General features: G+C 45.7%; 19 protein-coding genes. 6 read left to right on the plus strand and 13 right to left on the minus strand.

Translation table 11 applies throughout. The features are described from left to right. Window positions 1–482 precede the first annotated feature (482 nt). Both A3GG_RS0101310 and A3GG_RS0101315 read left to right on the plus strand, forming a co-directional pair. Window positions 483–1,463, plus strand: coding sequence for a YitT family protein (locus tag A3GG_RS0101310; RefSeq protein ID WP_018357532.1), 981 nt, complete (start codon window positions 483–485; stop codon window positions 1,461–1,463). Window positions 1,464–1,482: 19 nt separating this feature from the next. Then, window positions 1,483–2,508 carry a porin family protein gene (locus A3GG_RS0101315; protein WP_018357533.1) on the plus strand — a complete coding sequence of 342 codons (1,026 nt, stop codon included), beginning with the start codon at window positions 1,483–1,485 and terminating at the stop codon, window positions 2,506–2,508. Here A3GG_RS0101315 and truA read toward each other — a convergent pair. From truA to A3GG_RS0101335, 4 genes are read right to left on the minus strand one after another with little or no spacing between them, the layout of a single operon-like run. After that, window positions 2,505–3,278 (minus strand): tRNA pseudouridine(38-40) synthase TruA, encoded by a 774-nt coding sequence (gene truA, locus A3GG_RS0101320; RefSeq protein ID WP_018357534.1) that lies wholly within the window; start codon window positions 3,276–3,278, stop codon window positions 2,505–2,507. The genes A3GG_RS0101315 and truA overlap by 4 nt on opposite strands. Further along, a complete protein-coding gene (gene rlmH, locus A3GG_RS0101325; protein ID WP_018357535.1) occupies window positions 3,271–3,747 on the minus strand; it encodes a 23S rRNA (pseudouridine(1915)-N(3))-methyltransferase RlmH in 477 nt (158 codons plus the stop codon). Before rlmH ends, truA begins: the two co-directional genes overlap by 8 nt. Beyond that, window positions 3,748–4,824, minus strand: coding sequence for an endonuclease/exonuclease/phosphatase family protein (locus A3GG_RS0101330; protein WP_018357536.1), 1,077 nt, complete (start codon window positions 4,822–4,824; stop codon window positions 3,748–3,750). Further along, a complete protein-coding gene (locus A3GG_RS0101335) occupies window positions 4,825–6,291 on the minus strand; it encodes an aminoacyl-histidine dipeptidase (RefSeq protein WP_018357537.1) in 1,467 nt (488 codons plus the stop codon). Between the two features lie 170 nt (window positions 6,292–6,461). Between A3GG_RS0101335 and A3GG_RS0101340 the strand changes: the two genes are divergently transcribed. The 3 genes from A3GG_RS0101340 to queF all read left to right on the plus strand — a co-directional run bounded on the left by A3GG_RS0101340 (window position 6,462) and on the right by queF (window position 7,906). After that, window positions 6,462–6,686, plus strand: coding sequence for a hypothetical protein (locus A3GG_RS0101340; RefSeq protein WP_018357538.1), 225 nt, complete (start codon window positions 6,462–6,464; stop codon window positions 6,684–6,686). A 30-nt stretch (window positions 6,687–6,716) separates the two neighbouring features. Continuing rightward, on the plus strand, window positions 6,717–7,346 hold the full coding sequence (locus A3GG_RS0101345) for an OmpH/Skp family outer membrane protein (RefSeq protein ID WP_018357539.1): 630 nt from the start codon (window positions 6,717–6,719) through the stop codon (window positions 7,344–7,346). Between the two features lie 80 nt (window positions 7,347–7,426). Beyond that, complete coding sequence (gene queF, locus A3GG_RS0101350) at window positions 7,427–7,906, plus strand: preQ(1) synthase (RefSeq protein ID WP_018357540.1); 480 nt, start codon at window positions 7,427–7,429, stop codon at window positions 7,904–7,906. Between the two features lie 84 nt (window positions 7,907–7,990). On the opposite strand, the gene A3GG_RS0101355 is transcribed toward queF, so the two are convergent. The 6 genes from A3GG_RS0101355 to A3GG_RS0101380 form a co-directional block, all read right to left on the minus strand. Further along, window positions 7,991–9,577, minus strand: coding sequence for a YifB family Mg chelatase-like AAA ATPase (locus A3GG_RS0101355; RefSeq protein ID WP_018357541.1), 1,587 nt, complete (start codon window positions 9,575–9,577; stop codon window positions 7,991–7,993). Continuing rightward, the gene (locus A3GG_RS0101360; protein WP_018357542.1) at window positions 9,555–10,562 is read right to left on the minus strand and encodes a hypothetical protein; all 1,008 of its coding nucleotides are present in this window, start codon (window positions 10,560–10,562) and stop codon (window positions 9,555–9,557) included. Before A3GG_RS0101360 ends, A3GG_RS0101355 begins: the two co-directional genes overlap by 23 nt. Beyond that, window positions 10,559–12,682, minus strand: a complete 2,124-nt coding sequence (locus A3GG_RS0101365; protein WP_018357543.1) for a tetratricopeptide repeat protein — start codon at window positions 12,680–12,682, stop codon at window positions 10,559–10,561. The genes A3GG_RS0101360 and A3GG_RS0101365 overlap by 4 nt, the downstream gene beginning before the upstream one ends. Continuing rightward, window positions 12,679–12,915, minus strand: a complete 237-nt coding sequence (locus A3GG_RS0101370) for a hypothetical protein (RefSeq protein ID WP_018357544.1) — start codon at window positions 12,913–12,915, stop codon at window positions 12,679–12,681. The genes A3GG_RS0101365 and A3GG_RS0101370 overlap by 4 nt, the downstream gene beginning before the upstream one ends. Then, a complete protein-coding gene (tsaE, locus tag A3GG_RS0101375; RefSeq protein ID WP_018357545.1) occupies window positions 12,915–13,382 on the minus strand; it encodes a tRNA (adenosine(37)-N6)-threonylcarbamoyltransferase complex ATPase subunit type 1 TsaE in 468 nt (155 codons plus the stop codon). Before tsaE ends, A3GG_RS0101370 begins: the two co-directional genes overlap by 1 nt. A gap of 303 nt (window positions 13,383–13,685) precedes the next feature. Then, window positions 13,686–15,578: a peptidase U32 family protein gene (locus tag A3GG_RS0101380; RefSeq protein ID WP_156808632.1), complete on the minus strand. Its 1,893-nt coding sequence runs from the start codon at window positions 15,576–15,578 to the stop codon at window positions 13,686–13,688. Between the two features lie 527 nt (window positions 15,579–16,105). Between A3GG_RS0101380 and A3GG_RS0101385 the strand changes: the two genes are divergently transcribed. Then, window positions 16,106–17,122: a L,D-transpeptidase gene (locus A3GG_RS0101385; protein ID WP_018357547.1), complete on the plus strand. Its 1,017-nt coding sequence runs from the start codon at window positions 16,106–16,108 to the stop codon at window positions 17,120–17,122. 82 nt (window positions 17,123–17,204) lie between these two features. Here the strand turns inward: A3GG_RS0101385 and A3GG_RS0101390 are convergent, their stop codons facing one another. The 3 genes from A3GG_RS0101390 to A3GG_RS0101400 form a co-directional block, all read right to left on the minus strand. Next, entirely contained in the window at window positions 17,205–17,906 is a 702-nt protein-coding gene (locus A3GG_RS0101390; protein WP_018357548.1) for an MIP family channel protein, read from the minus strand. A gap of 89 nt (window positions 17,907–17,995) precedes the next feature. Beyond that, window positions 17,996–18,970, minus strand: a complete 975-nt coding sequence (locus A3GG_RS12720; RefSeq protein WP_156808633.1) for a glycosyltransferase family 9 protein — start codon at window positions 18,968–18,970, stop codon at window positions 17,996–17,998. 57 nt (window positions 18,971–19,027) lie between these two features. Further along, window positions 19,028–19,654: a DUF4254 domain-containing protein gene (locus tag A3GG_RS0101400; protein WP_018357550.1), complete on the minus strand. Its 627-nt coding sequence runs from the start codon at window positions 19,652–19,654 to the stop codon at window positions 19,028–19,030. Window positions 19,655–20,080 lie beyond the last annotated feature (426 nt).

Consider the following 20,080-nt stretch of genomic DNA (forward strand, 5'->3'; position numbering starts at 1 on the left):
CCGAAGTTAACGCGGTAGATGCATCATGGCAACCTATTGTATCCTTTTTGGCGTGTATACATGTTCATGATTCATACTCAGGGGAGCGACGGTTGTGGCTCGCCAGAGTAGNGAAATTTATTCCTAGGAATAAATAAATTTATTTGTACAGATAAATATTTTTATTCCTAGAGAAAAATAAATTTATTCCTAGGAATAAATTTCGCTGCTTTCGCGAGCCAAGACGAGTGCTCTCGTAACTACTATTTGGGGATAGGCGGTAAGAGATTTATATCGATACTAATCAGGTTGTTAGGGCTAGAATATGGGCTTTCTCTTGTATACAGACCGGCACTTCGCTCAACCTCTGTCTAATTAACAGTACTCACCGTATCAGGGTGGCACCCACGGGGGAGAGGCAATTTTTGTGAAATAGGGAATAATGATGTAAATTTGCGCCAATTACGGAGGCTCCTGTAATCTTAAACAAACTTAGCTAGCAAATGAAAATGAAAGAACACCACACTATTGGTTACTACTTTACTTCCGAATTTTGGTGGGAGGCAATGGTATCACTATGGGCAATGCTCAAGACAAAGAAGTTTTGGGTAGAGCTTGTAATAATGACTGTCGCTATGTTTATCGGTGCAGCGGCGGTCTATTTTTTCTTGATTCCAAGTAAACTTGTTGTAGGCTCTATCACAGGGCTTTCGATTGTAGTAGGAAAACTATTCCCTATAATGTCGGTAGGGTCTTGGATTTTCGTTATCAATCTAATCCTCATCATACTCTCCTTCTTGCTTATTGGTTGTGAGTTTGGCGCTAAGACCGTATACACGGCTTTGATCCTAGGCCCATTTATCAACTTTTTTGAGTCTATCGTAGAGATGCCGAGGAGTATGTTTGCCGTGGAAGTGGCAGGAGAGTGGATCAGTAATCCATGGTTCGACCTTCTTCTATTTATCCTAGTGATGAGTGCGGCTCAGAGTATCCTCTTTAGCATCAATGCCTCTACGGGAGGGCTAGATATAATAGCTAAGATTATCAATAAGTATACAGGTGTACACCTAGGGGTATCTGTAACAATTGCTGGAGGGCTTATCTGCGCTACGGCATTCTTTATCAATCCACCTGCACTCGTATTTATCGGACTTGTAGGTACGTGGATGAATGGTCTGATTCTAGATAAGTTTATGCTCGGGATGAGCTCCCGCAATCGTGTATATATCACCACAAATGAGCATGAGAAGATACGCTCCTTTGTGGTAAATGAGCTGGATAGGGGACTGACAATGCGTGAGGTAATCGGTGGGTATTCCAATGAAACGAAGATGCAAATAGAGATTATCCTAACAAAGGACGACCTCCGCAAGCTGGTAGAATTTATCGATGAGGAGGATATTTCGGCTTTCGTAACTACCGACACTGTAAGCGAAGTGCGTGGCCTCTGGAATAGAAATAAAAAGAAGAAAAAGAAGAGCTGATAATCATAATTAGACATACATGAAGAAGAAGTTTTTAGCACTAGCACTGTTATTTGTAACCCTAGGGGCATCCGCACAGGATGGTAAGAAGCTGAATATAGCGTTGGAGACGCGTGCCGACCTAGCGTACACGGCTGTAGAAGGCAAGACCTCGAAGGGAGAAAGTGGGTTTGGAGGGTATATTCAGAATATTATCATCAAGGGCGAACTATCACCTAGTTTTTCTTACGCTTACCGACAGAGGCTGAATAAGTGGAATAAGGATGCGTCGTATTTCGACTCCGTAGACTGGGTATTCCTCAACTACCATGCGGGAGAGCGCTTCACATTTACCGTGGGTAAAACACCTGTGGGTGTAGCTGGATGGGAGCTGGACTTGGCGCCTATCGATTGCTTCTTCCTCTCTTCTTATAACTACCACTACAATCCTTACCAATGGGGCGGTAGTGTGACGTATAACTTTGCCAATGGGAGCGACAACCTGATGCTTCAGATGGTGGAGAGCCCATTCCAGAGGGAGTATATTGCGCGCTCTGGGGAGCTTGCCAAGATGTTTGGCTATAGCCTGAAGTGGGGTGGTAGGCATGGACTATGGGAGCCTAATTGGTCTGTGAACTTCCTAGAATATGCGCCTGGCAAGATGATTAACTATATCTCTCTGGGTAATAGGTTTTACTTCGGGGATAAAGTGAAGCTAGAGCTAGACTATATGAATAGGGCAAGTGGTAGCAAACAATTCCTAGGGCAGAACTTTACGCTCGTGGGCAACCTCATCTACCAGCCTATCAAGGAGCTAGAGCTGTACGCAAAGGGCACTTGGGACCTCAATAAGACCGATTCGCCTGCAGACTATGTGGTGACTGCGGGCACCGATATCAAGCGTGTGGGTGGAGGCATCCACTACTATCCTCTAAAGGATAATAGGGTGCGCCTTCATGCCAATTATTCTTACTCTTTTGGCACAAATACCCAAACTAATCCCTATGTGCGGGATCAGCTCTCTATGCTCAATATGGGTATAACCTGGAGGGTAAAGATTTACTAAGGAGTAAATAAGACTTCGCCGAGGAGCTCCTCGGGATATTGCACCGCCTCAAGTCGTAGACCTGTGGGCGGTGCTGTATTAAAGGGGAAATCGAGGTCGGCTCGCTCGAGAATATCGGCAAACTCCTCTGGAGTAATTTGACCACTACCTACCTCTAAAAGTGTACCTACGAGAGCACGTACCATGCTACGGAGAAATCTATTGGCAGTAATCCTGAAGACCCATTCACTAGGACTCAGTTGTAACCACTCAGCTTGAGTGACTGTGCAAATGTGGTTGGTGACATCGGAATGCTTGCGTGCAAAGGAGGCGAAGTCGTGCCGCCCAATAAGGTATTGACAGGCTCGGTTCATAGCCTCGAACTGTAGCTTCCGAGGTACAAAGGTATGGTATTTACGTAGAAAGGGATTGGGGTGTAGGGTGATATAGTAGCCATAACTACGGCTGGTGGCACTGTAGCGTGCATGGAAGTCGGGCAATACTGCCTGTAGCTTGGTGATGAAGATATCGGGCGGGAGAAAGCGATTGAGCTTGAATACAGCAGGGGCTATCCTATCGGAGAGCTCCTCGGGTAGCTCGATATGCGCTACCATAGTACTGGCATGGACACCGGTATCGGTACGCCCGGCGCCTACCACCTTGATCTCCTGCCTCAGTATAGTGGAGAGCTTGTCCTGTAGTTCACCTTGCACTGTCCGCCCTTTGGGTTGTTCTTGCCAGCCGACAAAGTCGGTGCCGTCGTACATAAACTGGAGTAGATACTTATTCATGGTGGTAGGGATGGTTGTGTATTATGGTGTAGGCACGATAGATCTGCTCTATAAGGAAGAGGCGCACCATCTGATGACTGAAGGTGAGCTTGGAGAGAGAGAGCTTCAGTGGGCAAGCTGCGTAGACGGCAGGAGAGAACCCATAAGGACCGCCAATAACGAAGAGGAGCTTGCGTGGTACCGTCATCTGCTTCTGCTCTATCAACTTGGAAAACTCTATAGAGGTAAGCTGTTTGCCACGCTCATCCATGAGGATAACTTCGTCTTGTGCTCCGACTGCGGCTAGGATGAGCTTCCCTTCCTCCTCCTTCTGCTCAGTCTCGCTTAGCTTACGGCGATTTTTGAGATCGGGAAGCTCCTCTATCTCAATGGGTACAAAGCGACCTAGTCGCTTCTGGTAGTCCTCTATCAGTCGCTGTATTTCGGGGCTATCGGTACGCCCAACGAATAAGAATTTGATTCCCTGCATTTAGTATAGCTTGATATAGATAGGCAGATGGTCGGAGTACCCTCCGTTGTAATTGAGCCCAGCATAGGTGCGGCGTAGTGTACCTCTACGGGTAAAGAGCGCTTTATTGTGAAAAATGCTAAGGCGACGGTCGCGGAGTAGAGGGTTGTCACCTAGGAATAAGCCTCCCGATACTATAATCTGATCGGGCATCCAGTAGTGTCCTTCGAATAAGTGTGTCCCCTTGCCCTCATTGAATAGAGGGAAAGCAAGGTTGTATAGCCTATCAGGCTTGATAGGTGTATTCGCCTCTATTCCCTGAGCGCCCAACCCCTTCTTGAGGGAAGCATCGGAGGGATTATCGTTGAAGTCTCCCATCACTACGATATTGCGGTTAGGATCTTTTTGCCAAATAGAATCGATGATGCCGCGAACCTTACTCATCACCTCTAGGCGCTTCTCTTCTGTTTCTCGGATACCGCCACGGCGACTTGGGCTGTGCATCACGAAGATATCCATCTGGCGTCCTGTAGAGCGGTGCTCAAGGGTTACCCAAAGGGTATTTCTGCCTGTGCCACTTGCCTCATGCACATCTCGAGGGTCGCACCCGAGAGGGAAGCAAGGAAGCGTGCCATAGTGAGGTATCTCTTGGCTCTCTATATGCTTCAGCTTGGACTTATCCCACATCAAGGCAACGTCTATACCACGTGGATCAGCACTCTGGGTAACCGAGTAGTCGTAGGTGATATCCTTGAAGGTATTCAGTGAGAGTAGATCGGCAATCACCCCCTTATTCTCTATCTCCACGAGACCTACTATTGCAGGCATCCCCCACTCTCCGATATTGCTAATGACCCAAGCGAGGTTCTCTCGCTTCACTCGGTAGCGCTTCTTCGTCCAGTGTAGGTGCCCATCTGGAGTGAAATCGCCATCATCGGTCAGTGGATCATCGATGGTATCGAAGAGATTCTCCACGTTGTAAAACATCATACGCCCTATCTCCTGTGCTTCCGACCTATCGGGTAGGCACGATATTAGTATAAAGGTCACTACCAGCCCGAATAGGGCGAGTAGTGACCTTTGGGATAATCTTATCATTTATGCCTTCTTAGGTGCTTTCTTGAGGATAGCCAGTAGATGCTTCCACCACATATCTACTGTCGCAATCTCCAAGCGCTCCTCAGGAGAGTGTACATCACGCATTGTAGGACCAAAAGACAGCATATCCAGGTGTGGATACTTCTCCTTGAATAGACCACACTCCAGACCAGCGTGGATAGCTGTAATCTTTGGCTCCTTGCCGAATAGCTCCTTGTAGGTCTCTAGGGCAATACCCATAATCTCCGACTCGTTATTAGGCTCCCATCCTGGGTAACCGTCGCGCTCAGAGACATAAGCACCAGCGAGGTCGAATACCGATGTCACCATATCCCCTACCATACGCTTAGCGCTCTCTACTGAGCTACGTTGGCTCGTCTCTACATAGATGATTGGGGAACCATCCTCAGCCTTCTTCATCTTGACAGAAGCGAGGTTATTAGAAGTCTCTACTAGACCCTCCAAGGTATGACTCATACCGAGTACTCCGTGAGGGCAAGCAATCAATGCATTGACAAGCTGTGCTGAAGTAGTACTATCGATGATAAACTCAGGCTTCTCATCGCTCGTAGCGGTAACCACTAGCTCGGGGTCTGGCTTCTTGTACTCATTATGGATATCGGCAGAGAAAGTATTGATCCATGCTGCCACAGTCTCTTTGTCCTTACTCTCGATACCAATCACCGCATGAGCCTCACGAGGGATAGCATTGTGAAGATTACCACCCTGAATACTAGCGAGTACATAATCTGCCTCGTCAGCAAGCCCATAAAGGGCACGAGCAAGTACCTTTACTGCGTTGGCCCTACCTAGATGGATATCACCACCAGAGTGACCACCTCTGAGTCCGCTTACAGAGATACGGATATAGACTTGGCTAGGATCAGCATACGCAGGCTCGTAGTAGAACTCTGCCATAGTACCCATACCACCAGCACAGCCGATAAACATCTCTCCCTCATCCTCACTATCTAGATTGAGGAGGATATCGCTATCGAAGAAACCAGCTTCTACATTCATAGCACCAGTCAGACCAGTCTCCTCATCTACTGTAAATAGCGCTTCTATCGGACCATGCTCAATATCGTTGCTAGCCATAATAGCCAGCTGAGTAGCTACGCCAATACCGTTGTCTGCGCCAAGAGTAGTACCCTCAGCCTTGAGCCATCCATCCACTACCTTAGTGCGGATAGCATCGGTCTCGAAGTTGAAGTCCACGTCATTATTCTTCTCGCATACCATATCCACGTGGCTCTGCATGATGATGCTCTTGCGATCCTCCATACCAGGAGTAGCAGGCTTCTTCATGACTATATTGCCCACCTTGTCCTTCTTGTACTTCAGAGCATGCTCCTTAGCAAAGCTCTCTAGATATGCGATAATCTTCTCCTCCTTCTTACTAGGACGAGGGATCTTAGTAATCTCATCAAAATACTTAAATACGATCTTTGGTTCGTGTGTCGTCATACGCTTTCGCTCTTATATGTTTATGTTCATAAAATTATTCCAAGGGTAAAGATACTCCTTTCTTCCCTAATTATTAGTGAGATATATTCTAAAAAGACTTAAAACCTTTGCGGCTGAGGGGAAAACACTTACCTTTGTACTCGTTTTTAACTTGGCATCATTAGTATAATATGCTAGAAACTTTACTTGTAACACTTGCTGTAGTAGCTATCTGTGTAATGCTCCTAGGGTTCAGAGTGTTTTTTACCAAGAAGTGGAGCTTCCCCAACTCGCACGTAGAGGGGCAGCCCAAGCTCGAGGAGCAGGGTATTACCTGCCACCGACATCAGCACAAAGATGCTCAGCGACACAGAAACCTCTTTGATCGTATACGTCAGGAGGAGAGACTACAGTAGGAAAACTCATTCAATAGATGGCTTAACATAATGATAAAGAAGACAATTTACACAGCTGCAGCCCTTATAGTGGCGCTACTTGGCCTCGCTAGTTGTAATGGCACTAGCAATAACAATTCGGGTGCCGCTGCCATGGTATCCGGAGATAGTTCAGCTATAGCTCGCATGCCTATTGCATACATCGAGTTGGATAGCCTTATGGCTAACTATAAGTACTATACCGATGTACAAGAGGAGCTGATGCGTGAAATGGAGAATCGCCAAGCTACCTTCAATACTAAGGGCCGTAACTTAGAGAGCGAGATGAAGGAGTTCCAGCGCAAGGTAGAGTCCAATGCGTTCCTATCTCAGGAGCGTGCTCAGCGCGAGCAGGAGCGTATCCTCAAGCTTCAGCAGGAGCTACAGGAGCTCAATCAGAAGCTCCAAGTAGAGCTCATGCAACTAGAAGCAGAGCGCACCAAGGCAGTAACCGACACAATCGTAGCTCTCGTACGCCAGTACAATGCTGAGGTAGGTAAGTATCAGATGATTCTCACCAGCAATGCAGCAGGTATTGGTACAGTGGTTTGTGCCGATCAGTCGTACAACATCACCGAGGAGGTGACTAAGTACCTCAATGACCGCTACAATCCTACCAAGAAAGAGGAAGAGAAGAAGTAACCTTGCTCCACAAGGTATCACAAAATACGAGCCATGCCCTCACAAGATGGCGTGGCTCTTTTATTTACATAGGTAACAACATGGATAAGCATACAGATAGTAAACTTCGCGAGACACTCACCCTACTAGGTGCTGGTCAAGCCACCAACTACCCCACAGAGTACGACCCTTCAGTGCTCGAGACCTTCAACAACAGCCACGAAGGTAGAGACTACTGGGTACAATTCAACTGCCCCGAATTCACTAGTCTCTGCCCCATCACCAGTCAGCCCGACTTTGCGGAGATTATCATCTCCTATATCCCCGATATCAGGATGGTAGAGAGCAAGAGCCTAAAGCTCTACCTCTTTAGTTTCCGCAACCATGGGGCATTCCACGAGAGTTGTGTCAATCTCATCCTAGATGACCTTATTAAGCTCATGGACCCTAAGTATATAGAGGTGACAGGACTATTTACTGCCCGAGGCGGTATCTCAATCCACCCCTACACCAACTATGGTCGCCCAGGCACTAAGTACGAGCAACTAGCCGAGCAGCGCCTATTCAATCGCAAGGGCTAAGCTAATATAAGTCTAAGAGATTACTCCCCTACTGAGATACAATCAACACTCTGTAGGGGAGTAATCTCGTATATACAGAGACCATCAGAGGTTAGTACCACCCCAAGTGCTCCGGTCAAGCTTGCGGTAGTTGACCGCTTCGCCTATATGCTGAATAGTAATCTCTGGTGACCCATCCAAATCAGCTATAGTCCGTGCTACCTTTAGTATACGATCATAAGCACGAGCAGATAATTTGAAGTAATCCATTGCGGTCTTAAGCCTATCCATACTAGGCTTATCCAGATGCACATACTCCTGCATCAGAGCGGGTGTCATCTGAGCATTGGTGTAGATACCTGGCACGTGCTTAAAACGCTCTCGCTGTATCTCACGAGCCTGCATCACCCGCTCCCGTATCGCAGCACTAGGTTCGCTTGGAGCTTTATCCGCCAGTGCTTCAAATGGTACTGGCACTATCTCCACTTGGATATCAATACGGTCGAGTAGGGGACCCGAGATACGGCCTAGGTAGTTTTTCACCTGCATCTCCGTACATTCGCAAGCTCTGAAAGGATTATTATAGTGCCCACAAGGACATGGATTCATCGATGCTACAAGCATAAACGAAGCTGGAAAAGTGACGGTCTGCCTCGCCCTCGAGACCGTTATCTGTCGGTCTTCGAGTGGTTGCCTAAGCACCTCCAGTACATTACGAGCAAACTCCGGAAGCTCATCTAGAAAAAGTACACCATTGTGTGCCAAAGAGATCTCTCCAGGCTTAGGATAGCTCCCTCCACCTACAAGCGCCACATTAGAAGTGCTATGATGAGGAGCACGGAATGGGCGCTCACGCATCAGAGCTATATTCGTAGGCAAGGTGCCTGCCACTGAGTGTATCATAGTGGTCTCCTGAGCCTCATCCTTGGTAAAAGGGGGTAGGATGCTGGGCACACGCTTAGCCATCATAGACTTACCACTACCAGGGGGACCTATCATAATTATATTGTGATTGCCTGCTGCTGCTACCTCCAAAGCTCTCTTTACCGTCTCCTGCCCTTTAACTTCCGCAAAGTCGGCATACTGGAGCAAGTGTTGGTCGAAAAGATCTTGCTCCTCATAGCGAAACTCCTGTAGTGCACCTTCGCCCACTTTCAGGAAATCCACTACCTCCTGTAGCTTATCCGCTCCAAAGACACGTATACCCTCCACCACCGATGCCTCTCGAGCATTAGAATAGGGTACGATGATATTCTTGAAGCCTTCCTTTTTTGCCGTAATGGTCATCGGCAATATGCCATGAATAGGACGGATATGCCCATCTAGCGATAGCTCACCCATTATCATGGTGTCTTGGAGGCGCTCGAGTGGCAAACGCTCTGTAAGTGCTAAGATAGCTATTGCTAGCGGAAGGTCGTAGGCAGCACCCTCCTTTTTGAGATCGGCAGGTGCCATATTGATGATGTAGCGGTGCTCTTTGTATTCATAGCCACTCTCGGCTATAGCCGCCTGAATACGCTGATGGCTCTCCTTGACTGCCGCATCTGGAAGCCCTACCAGCATAAACTTGGCACCATTACTTATCTGTGCCTCTATGGTCACTTTTGTAGCGTCTATTCCGCTTACGGCAGCGCCATATACCTTGACTAATGCTCGATCTACACCTACATCAATCCACTCTACGTCCGACATTTTTATACTCCTTTATAAACTGTACCAAACTATCCGCTACCTCCCATGTACGCCATACTTGGCGAGTACTATCTACCAACATATATATAGGCACATGATGGATATGGTTATCCCTAATATACTCCACCGCATAGCCTGTACTATCCACGAGGAAGTGGGCATTAGCACCTTTCTTTATCCCCTTGGGTAGTTCATCATTAAGCAGTACGTTATAGTTCAGTAAGCTGAGACTATCTAGGCGAGAAAGGTATTTCTTCTGCTGCATATAGGCCACCGAATCCTCGGGAGTAAGCTCCATTACATTGATGACCATCAACGCTCGTTTGCCTATTAGCTCTTTGAATGGCTTAGTTTCCTCTTTCCCAGCTATACGAAAACCATAAGGCACAAGTTGTTCATCGGCAGCCCCTGTCGCTATATCAGAAAAGCCAAGAAGGTCTACCATATCGGTGTAGGTATTGGAGAGGCGGCTCTGAATCACCACTAACTCCTCCGTACACTCACCTCCTTTATCACGTTGGATAGCATCGGAGACCATGATAAAAGCAATACTATTGGATTGGTATTGATTGAGAAAGGAGAGCAATTGCTCCATACCTTGCTCCTTTGCTCTGTACCAGCTTAGGATAGAATCTACCTCCTGTACACCCTCAAGCACTACCTCATTATTACTGATCTTAGCTGATATATTACCGGTACGGCTAGGGAGCAAAGGCAACTGTAGGAGACCTTCGCTATCGTAAAGTAATAGCATATCCAGCGTATCTAGATCTAGCGCCTTATCCCAATCAATACGCCCTTTACCGCTCACACTAATGGTATCTATAGTGATATCGTGCGTACCATAGGTATATAGGTACCATGGGCTATCTTCTGTGTCGATATTCTTGATATCGATAGATAGGTGGTCGTGCGACTTTTTGCCACCACAGCTTACCAATACCATTATGAGGAGTAGTGTACTCCAAATTGTAGCCCTTCTCATTGTACCTGTCTATAAATAATATCCTCTATCAGTGCCTCTTCCCAAGGCTCTATACCATAATGCTCGAGAAGTGAGAGCTTCTCTCCAAGTTCAGCACCCAGACTCCCTTCCTCTTGCCATTTTCTCAACTGAGAGAGCCCCTCTACTCTGTGCCCTAGGGCAATAGACACTAGCCCCGCCCAGAGCAATAATTCGCCCTTCAGCTCCTTACCCTCTAGCCGTCTGCCAGCTTCCTCTACCTTACCTAGAGAGAGCAGCAGCTCTAGTAGGAGCAGCGTACTCTGTAAGTTCTTACCATCGGCAACATAGTCCGCCTTGTAGGCTGCCTTTAGGGCTTCCTCTGTCCTACCCAATTCGTAAAGAAGGGTAGCTCTCTGTAGCGGGAGTTGGTAACCTATCCCCTCACCAAGTTCTCCCTCACCAGTAGTAATCCACTCTACCGCCTCTACTTTCCTGCCAAGTCGAATCAATATCTGTGCTATCTTCCGTACAGTGACCTCACTTTTGCCCTCCAGCTCCACGGCACGCCGTAGCTGCTCTAGTGCTTGCTCATCGTCATTGCGCATCATGCTTGCCACTGCCATACCTCGCCACACCTCCGCAGTATTGGTTCGGTAATCATGCACAACCCGTTCATACGTATGACCAGCTTCGGCATATTGTCCGAACCTTACCATAATGGAGGCAAGCGACAACAGACCCTCCTCAGATAAAGTACACCTACTGGATAGGAATGCTCCACTGATCATCTCTGGCGAGTGGTCGAACGGATTGATAAGCGTATTGGCATGGCTAGATAGTTGGTAGAATCGGTAAGCACCAAAGACAAAATCCTTCACACCGTCCACAAAGGTGATTTCTGTAGGACTCCCACTAGGCATCTGTCCCTCCATCTGAGAGAGCATGGCACTACCTATCTGTTCCCAAGTAGGTACCAAAGCATAGGAGTAGAGGTCTGAACTAATCATCCTCTGCCCCTGAAGCATCATAGGAAGTAGTTTCTTGAAGGCAGCCACATTATCTTTAGAAAGCCCTGGGAAGTGTTCGTCGAAGGGCATGAACCAGTGGCTTATCTTGCTAAAGAAGGGAAAAGCCTTGAGCTCTGATATCATGTGGTAAGCCACATCTTGCTCTGTATCCTTTAGCATAGAGAACTTATCTGGTGCTTTAGCCATTAGTGACTCTACCTCCTCTAGCTTCTCACGGTCTATAGAACCATTCTGTAGCTCTTCTATCCTTTCGGTTAGTGAATGCCCCATTACCTGCTGGAGCTTATCGGAAATACTCCTTAGATCGGGCAGTATCTTCTCCCGGAAAATCTTATGATTATCTGTAGTCTTATAGGCGATCTGAATTACCTTCAGCGCCTCCATAAGCTGCTTTTCATCCGCTACCAATGCTATCTGCACTTGTTCTACAAACTGAGGGTGCAGACATAATAGTTCTTCCTTATGGCGCTTACCAAGTATCAGAAGGGCACTTAGGGCAGCACCCTGTACCATCACCGAAGCGTGCTGTTGCCACAAGGCAAAGAGCAACTCCATCTTCCGTACATCGAAGTACTGCATTGTACCCAGGAAGAGGGCGCCGACTATGGTTTGAGCTACCATCTGACTACTCTTTTCTACCAATAGAAGGGAGTGTAGTGCTTGCTCCTCTGCCTCGGAAAGGTCTATAGATGTCCATATAAGACCAAAGAGCTGGTCTAGCTTATCGAAATACTCCTGCGAAAATGGCTCCACTTCATTGCGTAGTACCCCTATGAAAGATACCAACGCCCCCTCGCCATGCCCATATGCTCTGAGGGTCTGAATAGTAGCGCTCCTACTATTCCAAGGTAGCTCCTGTCCTTCTATATAAGCTGTATTGGCGCGCAATAAACGCATTAACGAAGTGCCGATACCTCTCATTATCCTAGCACGCTCAGGATCCTCCGCCCCCTGCTCATAGTACTGCGAGAGGAAACCATAGGTAGATTCCAATGCACTCAGTTCGGCTTCATCCACCACTGGTAGTGCTCGCATATCGCGGAGCACTGCACCATAGAGCCCCCGTAGTGTCTGTTCTACATGCCACCTCAGACGAGATGGATAGTATTCTATACCATCTATTTCTCTCATTTCATTACATCTAACGGGTCAATAATCACCAATGCAGCTGCTAAGAATAGCAATAGTCCTAGTACGACAAAGATAAAGCGTGTCCACCCTAGTCCCAACTTATTGATCAAATAGCGGTAGGAATGGTTGTCGAAAAACCACTGGCTCCCACTCAGCCCCGCCCATATTGCCAAGCATCCGGGCAAGACAAACATAAGCCCTAGCGCGACATATACCAGTGTCATCTGCCCCATCACCTAGGATCGTATATAAAGGGCGTCGCCTCATCTAGTAGAGTAAGGCGACGCTGGTCTCCATCCACTTCTATTCGCAAGCGAGCGGTCTTTTCTGGAAGAAAGGGAATGAATAGTGCTGGCCACTCTACAAAGCAGTAGTCCCCACTATGTAGATAATCGGTAGCTCCTATGTTACGCAAGTCGTCATGCGTCTCGAGTCGATAAGCATCTATATGATAGACAGCGTCCCCTCTATCTGTATGGTATTCATTGACAATAGCGAAGGTAGGGCTACTTGTGACCTCTGTAACGCCTAGTGAGTGGCATAGCTCTTTGATGAGCGTAGTCTTTCCTGCCCCCATAGGTGCATCAAATAGCCACACGGAGGTATCCCCCAATTCATTGAGTAAGAACTTAGCAACTGTGCTTATTTCATCTAGCCCATATACTATTGCTTTATCTTCTCCCCACTTTATAGCACTCATATTTATCTTATATCTACTAACTTGTTGTGTAAACAAAATTACTCAAATTCACCTCAATAGCAAAATAAATACTCCTATACACACCAGCTAACAGAGATACCTATATTAGAAAAATTCCCTCTGGGGAGGAACTGGAGTTTCTCCCCAGAAAAACTAGAGTCTCTCCCTAGAGGGAATTTCTTTGCTCAGGCTATAATCAATCAACGCTCTACTAACAACGCTTATTTAATTCCTATAGAGAAAGGAACCATTGTGCATAGCAGATATTTCCAACTGCCTTATTATATATGAGATATAGCTACTTCAAAAATCATTGCTCCAGACAATCATTTGGCACTCCTTACAATTATGGGTGAGCTTAAAGCGTTCTTTACCTCTTACTAAATACATAGGAAGTGGAAAAGGAGGCTTCACCTTATCTCTCGTACAATAGCCCATCTGATGGAGCAGACAGTGTCGCGTAAACATTACTGGTACTTCTCCTTCTGGTTTTTCTACCTCCAAGGCGGGTGCTATTGTACCTGTGACACCGAGTAGGCGATAGAATTGCTCTGCACTCCTATTGGCCACATTATAAGTAAAGTCTAATTGACTGGGTAGCTCATAGGTATCGGCGTCGTAGGTATGAGAGAGGAATGCCTTACGTTTGCTAGCCAATAAGAGACCTATCTCCTCTCTTTGGTGCAACATCCTTGCTTCACTATCTTGTTGTAATAGCTCCATAAGCTCTCGACGCATCTCAGTGGCAATGGAGGGCGGTAGGTAGAGACCATTGAGCTCGAGAGTACCTTTTCGCAAGCTATAAACGGTATCACCTAGCTTCGAGATAGCTGCCAAGATACGCTCAGAGTTATCTTTTTGTGCTGGCTCTAATGCTATAGCTCTAGTCACCTCAATAGAACCGCTTTTCATAGTTACCGATGTTGGTGTAGCTATACAAGCGATATCTATCTCTATTTTACGGATGGAAGCGTCTGGTCGCTGGAGTATCTGGGTAAACTTATGGTTGAGGTTACGATAGATAGTAGCAGCATTACCCATCTCCAGTAGCTTAGATAGCTTGATACGGTAGTGATTGGGGCTACTCTTTATAGGCACCACCTGATTGACTAGTGCACCTTCTGTAGCACTTTTGTCGGTAGGCACAAAGAGCAGACCATCGCCATTGGAGAGTTCTTCGGTCAGCTCTGCCTCTATCTCCTTACCCATATTACGTAATAGATGCCCTACCTGCTCTCCCACACTTTTATTGGTAAAGGGAGTGATTTCATCCACTGGTATAGGACGGTGCATAGGAGTATTGTAGTTGGTAGATAGGCGAGAGAAAGTGGCTGAGGGCTGAGGAGTGAAATTCCTTTGTACCACGCCACACGAAGCTCTTTGGTATTCATCAGGTCTACGGGCTATTATCTCTTCCACTATCTTACGATAATGAGCAGTTACATTGCGCACATATTCTATCCCCTTGAGTCGTCCTTCTATCTTTAGAGAGGATACTCCACAATCTAGCATCTCCTCTATGATATCGGTTCGGTTGAGGTCTCGGAGCGAGAGGAGGTGTTGTCCTTCTCGGAGCTTATTGCCTTCTGCATCCTCCAGATCATAGCTCATACGACAGTACTGAGCGCAACTACCTTTATTGGCACTACGCCCTTGGCATGCCTCACTAATAAAGCACCGTCCGCTATAAGAGACACAAAGGGCACCATGAATAAAACTCTCTATTCGGATAGAAGTATCTCCTTTGACCCTCTTGATATCTTCTGTACTGAATTCCCTAGGAAGCACCACTTGTTCAAAACCTAAGTGCTCTAATAAGCGCAGCTTAGCAGGCGTATTATTATGGCATTGTGTACTAGCATGTAGTGGTATAGGCGGAAGATTCTTCGTCAGTAATCCCATATCCTGAATAATAAGAGCATCGGTACCTACTTGGTAGAGCTGATGAGCAAGCAACACTGCCTGGCGTAGCTCCTCATCGGTCAGAATAGTATTGAGTGCCACATACACTTTTGCCCCATACTGATGTGCTTCGGTACATAGAGTGGCAATATCATCTATAGATACTGCGGCTGCACTTCGGGCTCCAAACATAGGTGCACCAATATATACTGCATCTGCTCCTGCCGATAAGGCTACTCTACCTACCTCTAAAGAGGCAGCTGGCGCCAATAATTCTATCTTCCTTATTTCCATACTCATTATATAATAGGACAAAGATACTATTTACTGACAATTGGGTGTTGGTATGGTGTGGATAACTTGTTGAAAAGTTTTGGAGCTAATATTTGCTAATATCAATTAAAAAGTAAGTAGTAAAAGAATTGACACTACCAAATAAAACGGGGTAGAAGTTACAAAGAAGTTACGCACAGGTTACCAACAGAGCTTCTAATATCACTTAGCCCCTCTTCTGTTACTAACAGCACTATTAGAGGTAACTCACAATCCTAGACTTTATCAGTTGGTAGTGTGTGGAGAGCTTGTTAGTAGCAGTGGATAGCGTATGAATTGCATAGATAAGACCTACGTAACACAATGGCGGTAGATACTCTACTCACAATATCCACAAGCTTTATCATAGTATTTTATCTATCATATCCTTAAGTACATCTATATAGTCTCTCTACTCTATCGGTATACTATCTATAAAATAATATGATAAAGGGTGTGAAGCATGTGAATTTGGGTATATTTGTGCTGGGAGGATAGAACTATTGAATATGAAGAATTGGATATTAGTAGGGGTGATATTAGTGGGTTTCCTTTTAGGTTGCCACCCCCAGGAGAGTAATGGAAGCGCAACTGATGAGGAATTGAAGGTAGACTCCACAGAGGTGGAAGTAGTGGAGACACCAGATACTATTAGTGCTAGAGAGATTGTATTATCGGAGGATCTTCTTTTCGAAGAGTATCACCTGGATACTATTTATGCTTATAAAGATACTACCAGGAGCATCAAGGTGGGGCTAATAAAGGAGAAGCTGGCTTTTATAGAGAATCTTGAAGATGAGATAGGTCAGTGGGCGGTGGTAGAAAACTACCGTAACGCCAACGGAGAAGCACCTACCGTTGCCAACTATGTGCGTAATGAGTACAAGAGGGTATCGGATACGCTGGGCGTGGAGCGCTACCAGTCGGCTCCTCTCTATATGCTTAATGATACGACTCAACCGGTGTTGTATGCAAGAGATGGATGGCTGACTCACTTATTAGATTCGGTAGGAAGCTATTATAAGATTACGCCTATCCGTAATGATATAGGGGAGTTCTTTATCCCAAAAAGATATGTGCGTCCACTAGGAACAGGCAAGACTTTCCACAAAGTAGTATTTGTAGATAGGGGCGATCAGAATATTGTTACTACTGAGAGGGTAGAGAGGGGTAAGTGGATAATAAGAAGCACCAATCCTGCTACTACTGGTAGGAAGAAGCCCCCTTATGCTATGGAGACGCCTCTCGGTATCTTCTTGCTACAGCAAAAGAAGGCTAAGATGTTTTATACCCATGATGGTAGTTCACAGATAGCAGGCTACGCTCCTTGGGCAAGTAGATTTACCAATGGCGCTTATATCCATGGCGTACCAGTAAATAGTCCTAATGGTAAGATTATAGAGTACAGTGCTTCATTGGGAACTACACCACGTTCTCACATGTGTGTGCGCAATGCTTCGAGCCATGCTAAGTTTGTCTTCGATTGGGCACCTACCGATGAGTCTCTCGTGGTAGTGATAGAGTAAGATAGTTGGTCATCAAATAGAAAACGAGCTAGGTAACTGTTGTCACCTAGCTCGCTTTTATTTAGTGTGAAGAAAGGGTGGCTTATGCTGCTACCTCGTTCTCTACTGTAATGCCCTTCCATACGATGGCTGCAATAGCTGCACCAAGGAATGGGGCTACGATAAATACCCAAAGCTGCTGAAGTGCTAAGCCGCCCTCGAATAGAGCAGGACCAAAACTACGTGCTGGGTTCACAGATGTACCTGTAATAGGAATACATACAATGTGAATAAGCACAAGAGCAAGACCTATAGCCAAGCCAGCAAAGTTATTGAGACCGTTCTTGGCGGTTACGCCTAGTACTACTAGTACAAAGATAAAGGTGAATACTGTCTCGGCAACAAATGCTACGGCTGTCTTTCCCTCGGCAAACCCATTAGCACCTGTTAGGGTGGTAGTAGAGCCTGAGTCCTTAGCCAAGAACCATAGGATACCTGACCCTATCACAGCACCTATTACTTGGAAAAGCATATACATGGCAGCATCCTTACCATTCATACGCCCACTCATGAATACACCTAGGGTGATAGCAGGATTGATATGGCAGCCTGAAATACTACCTATACCGTAAGCCATGGCTACTACAGAGAGACCAAATGCAAATGCCACACCTAGTGTGCCTACCGATGCAAAGCCCTGAGGAGCACCGGCAAATACAGCTGATCCACAACCAAGAAGTACCAGCACCATTGTGCCAATCATTTCAGCTAAATACTTTTTCATACTTTGTAAATCTCTAGTCATTGAAAAAAAATAACCTTTCACACATTACTATCTGTGGTGAAAGGTATCAATAATAAATGAGATAACCTACGATAATGGTTGAAACGATACTATTTACGTCTTAGTTCTACTTCTTTAGCTATTGCCGCTACTATATTCTGCATAGATAACTGATGGAGGCAAGCATAGTCGCCTCTATGGCAAGGTTTATTGCCTAGTATAGAGCAAGGACGGCACTCTATATCTACACCAATACAATTGACTAATGGAGTACGGAATGGAATATATCCAGCAGCAGGGTGTGTAGCGCCCCAAATAGATACTACAGGGGTGCCTACCATAGCTGCAATGTGCTGATTGGCACTATCCATACTGACCATACAATCGAGCTGAGCTATTTCCTTTACCTCCTCGGCTAACCCCTGAGCGGAGGTAAGGCGCACAGTATTGGCTCTTAGTTGTACCAACTCTCTATTCTTCCTTGCCTCAGATCCGGCAGCTCCGTATAGGATAAGATCACAATTGGGAAAACGCTCTACCAGTAGGTCAATTAGCTCAAGCAATTGCTCTTTTAGTATCATCTTGCCCTCATACTGTGCATACGGAGCGATACCAATAGTTACTTTTCGTGGGCAACTTGTGCGACCTACTACTAGCCTTCCCTTACTCAGCATGCTGATACCAGCCCTCTTGAGTGTAAGGAAGTAAAGATCTGTGATACGTGGTAAATATAAATTGGGAGGTACTACACCCTCTTTTCGAGTGGATAATAACTTATTCCTATCTGCCTTGGGGATATCAATGGTGACCAATTTATGTCCTTTTGTCTTCAGGGATAAGCCTATGCTCCTTGTGATAAAGTTATTATTTAGGTCTACTACTACAGCATCGGGGTAAAGACGATGCAGTTTCCTAGCAAACTTTATTAGACCGAGAGGTTTGGCATCCTGGTCTTGCTGAAAAGGCAGTGTAGTGAGATTAAGAGGCAGGTCGATTACTAATCGAGACATGAAGTACTGAGTGACGAGTACAAACTGATCACTTGGATGGTCATCTGCTGCCGCATATAGAGGGGGAAGAGTCATAGCTACATCCCCTAGAGCAGACAGACGAAGAATGATATAGGTATTAGCGCCCACGCGTTACGATTGCTTCCTCCTATTGTATAGTACAGGATTTAGATTAGGGTCATTGTACATCTTCATCTGCTTATACACCTTCATCTGCTTACGTCCTGCCTCAATATCCTGAAGTAGGGTATCGATAGCAGTTATCAGATCGGTATTTTGCTGAATCAATACAGATAGCTTAGCATTGGCACTCATGCGCTGATGTTCATCAGTGCCCGGACGTTCAGCCTCTCCCCTCATGTGGTAGATTTTGAGCTGAAGGATACTCAGTCGGTCGATAGCCCAAGCAGGACTTTCGGTATTTATTGTAGCATCGGGAAGTACCTTCACACCATAAAACCTATCTAGTAGATAGCTATCAATAAGCTCTACTAGGTCAGTTCGCTCCTGATTGTTACGGTCTATTTTTCGCTTAGTAGCGAGTGCTTCAGCTGGATCTATATCAGGATCTCTCATTATATCCTCCATGTGCCATTGCACAGTATCTATCCAGCACTTTAGGTATAGGTAATATTCTATCGACTTGAAGGCATAAGGATTGTTTATCTCTGCATTGACATTGTCACGTACATGATAGTCCTCAATAGCTTGGTCAAAGATTGCTATTGCTTGCCTACTAAAGTCCTTTATGGTTTCCATGTCTACTTTTCCAAAGTGTTAGTAACAAATAACAGTGTAAAGATAAGCATAAATAGAGCATTCTCTATCCAAAAGATACTATTGTTGCAATATAACAATATTATATTAGGTCACATAGAGAAGTAACTTCAATAAAATGTTACCATCATCCTTTAATAAGTCAGCTGTACATCAGCATAAATTTAACTCATTATACTTACCTTGTCACTACTCAATATAATATATAATACGTCATACTTTATAGTACTCCCCATTTTTCGACAACGGGCTAGTGTTTTTTTCTTTCACTGTAACAAAAGTACTCATTTTCTTTCTCTTTACATAGTTATTAGTTATTGTTATGCAGCTACTACTATTCCATATTCCATGGCAGGGAGTAGCTTGGTGATACTCTGGTGGGGGCGCTCATAGTTATAGAACTTTATC

The sequence above is a fragment of the Porphyromonas levii DSM 23370 genome, assembly GCF_000379925.1.
Classification (GTDB): Bacteria; Bacteroidota; Bacteroidia; order Bacteroidales; family Porphyromonadaceae; genus Porphyromonas_A; species Porphyromonas_A levii.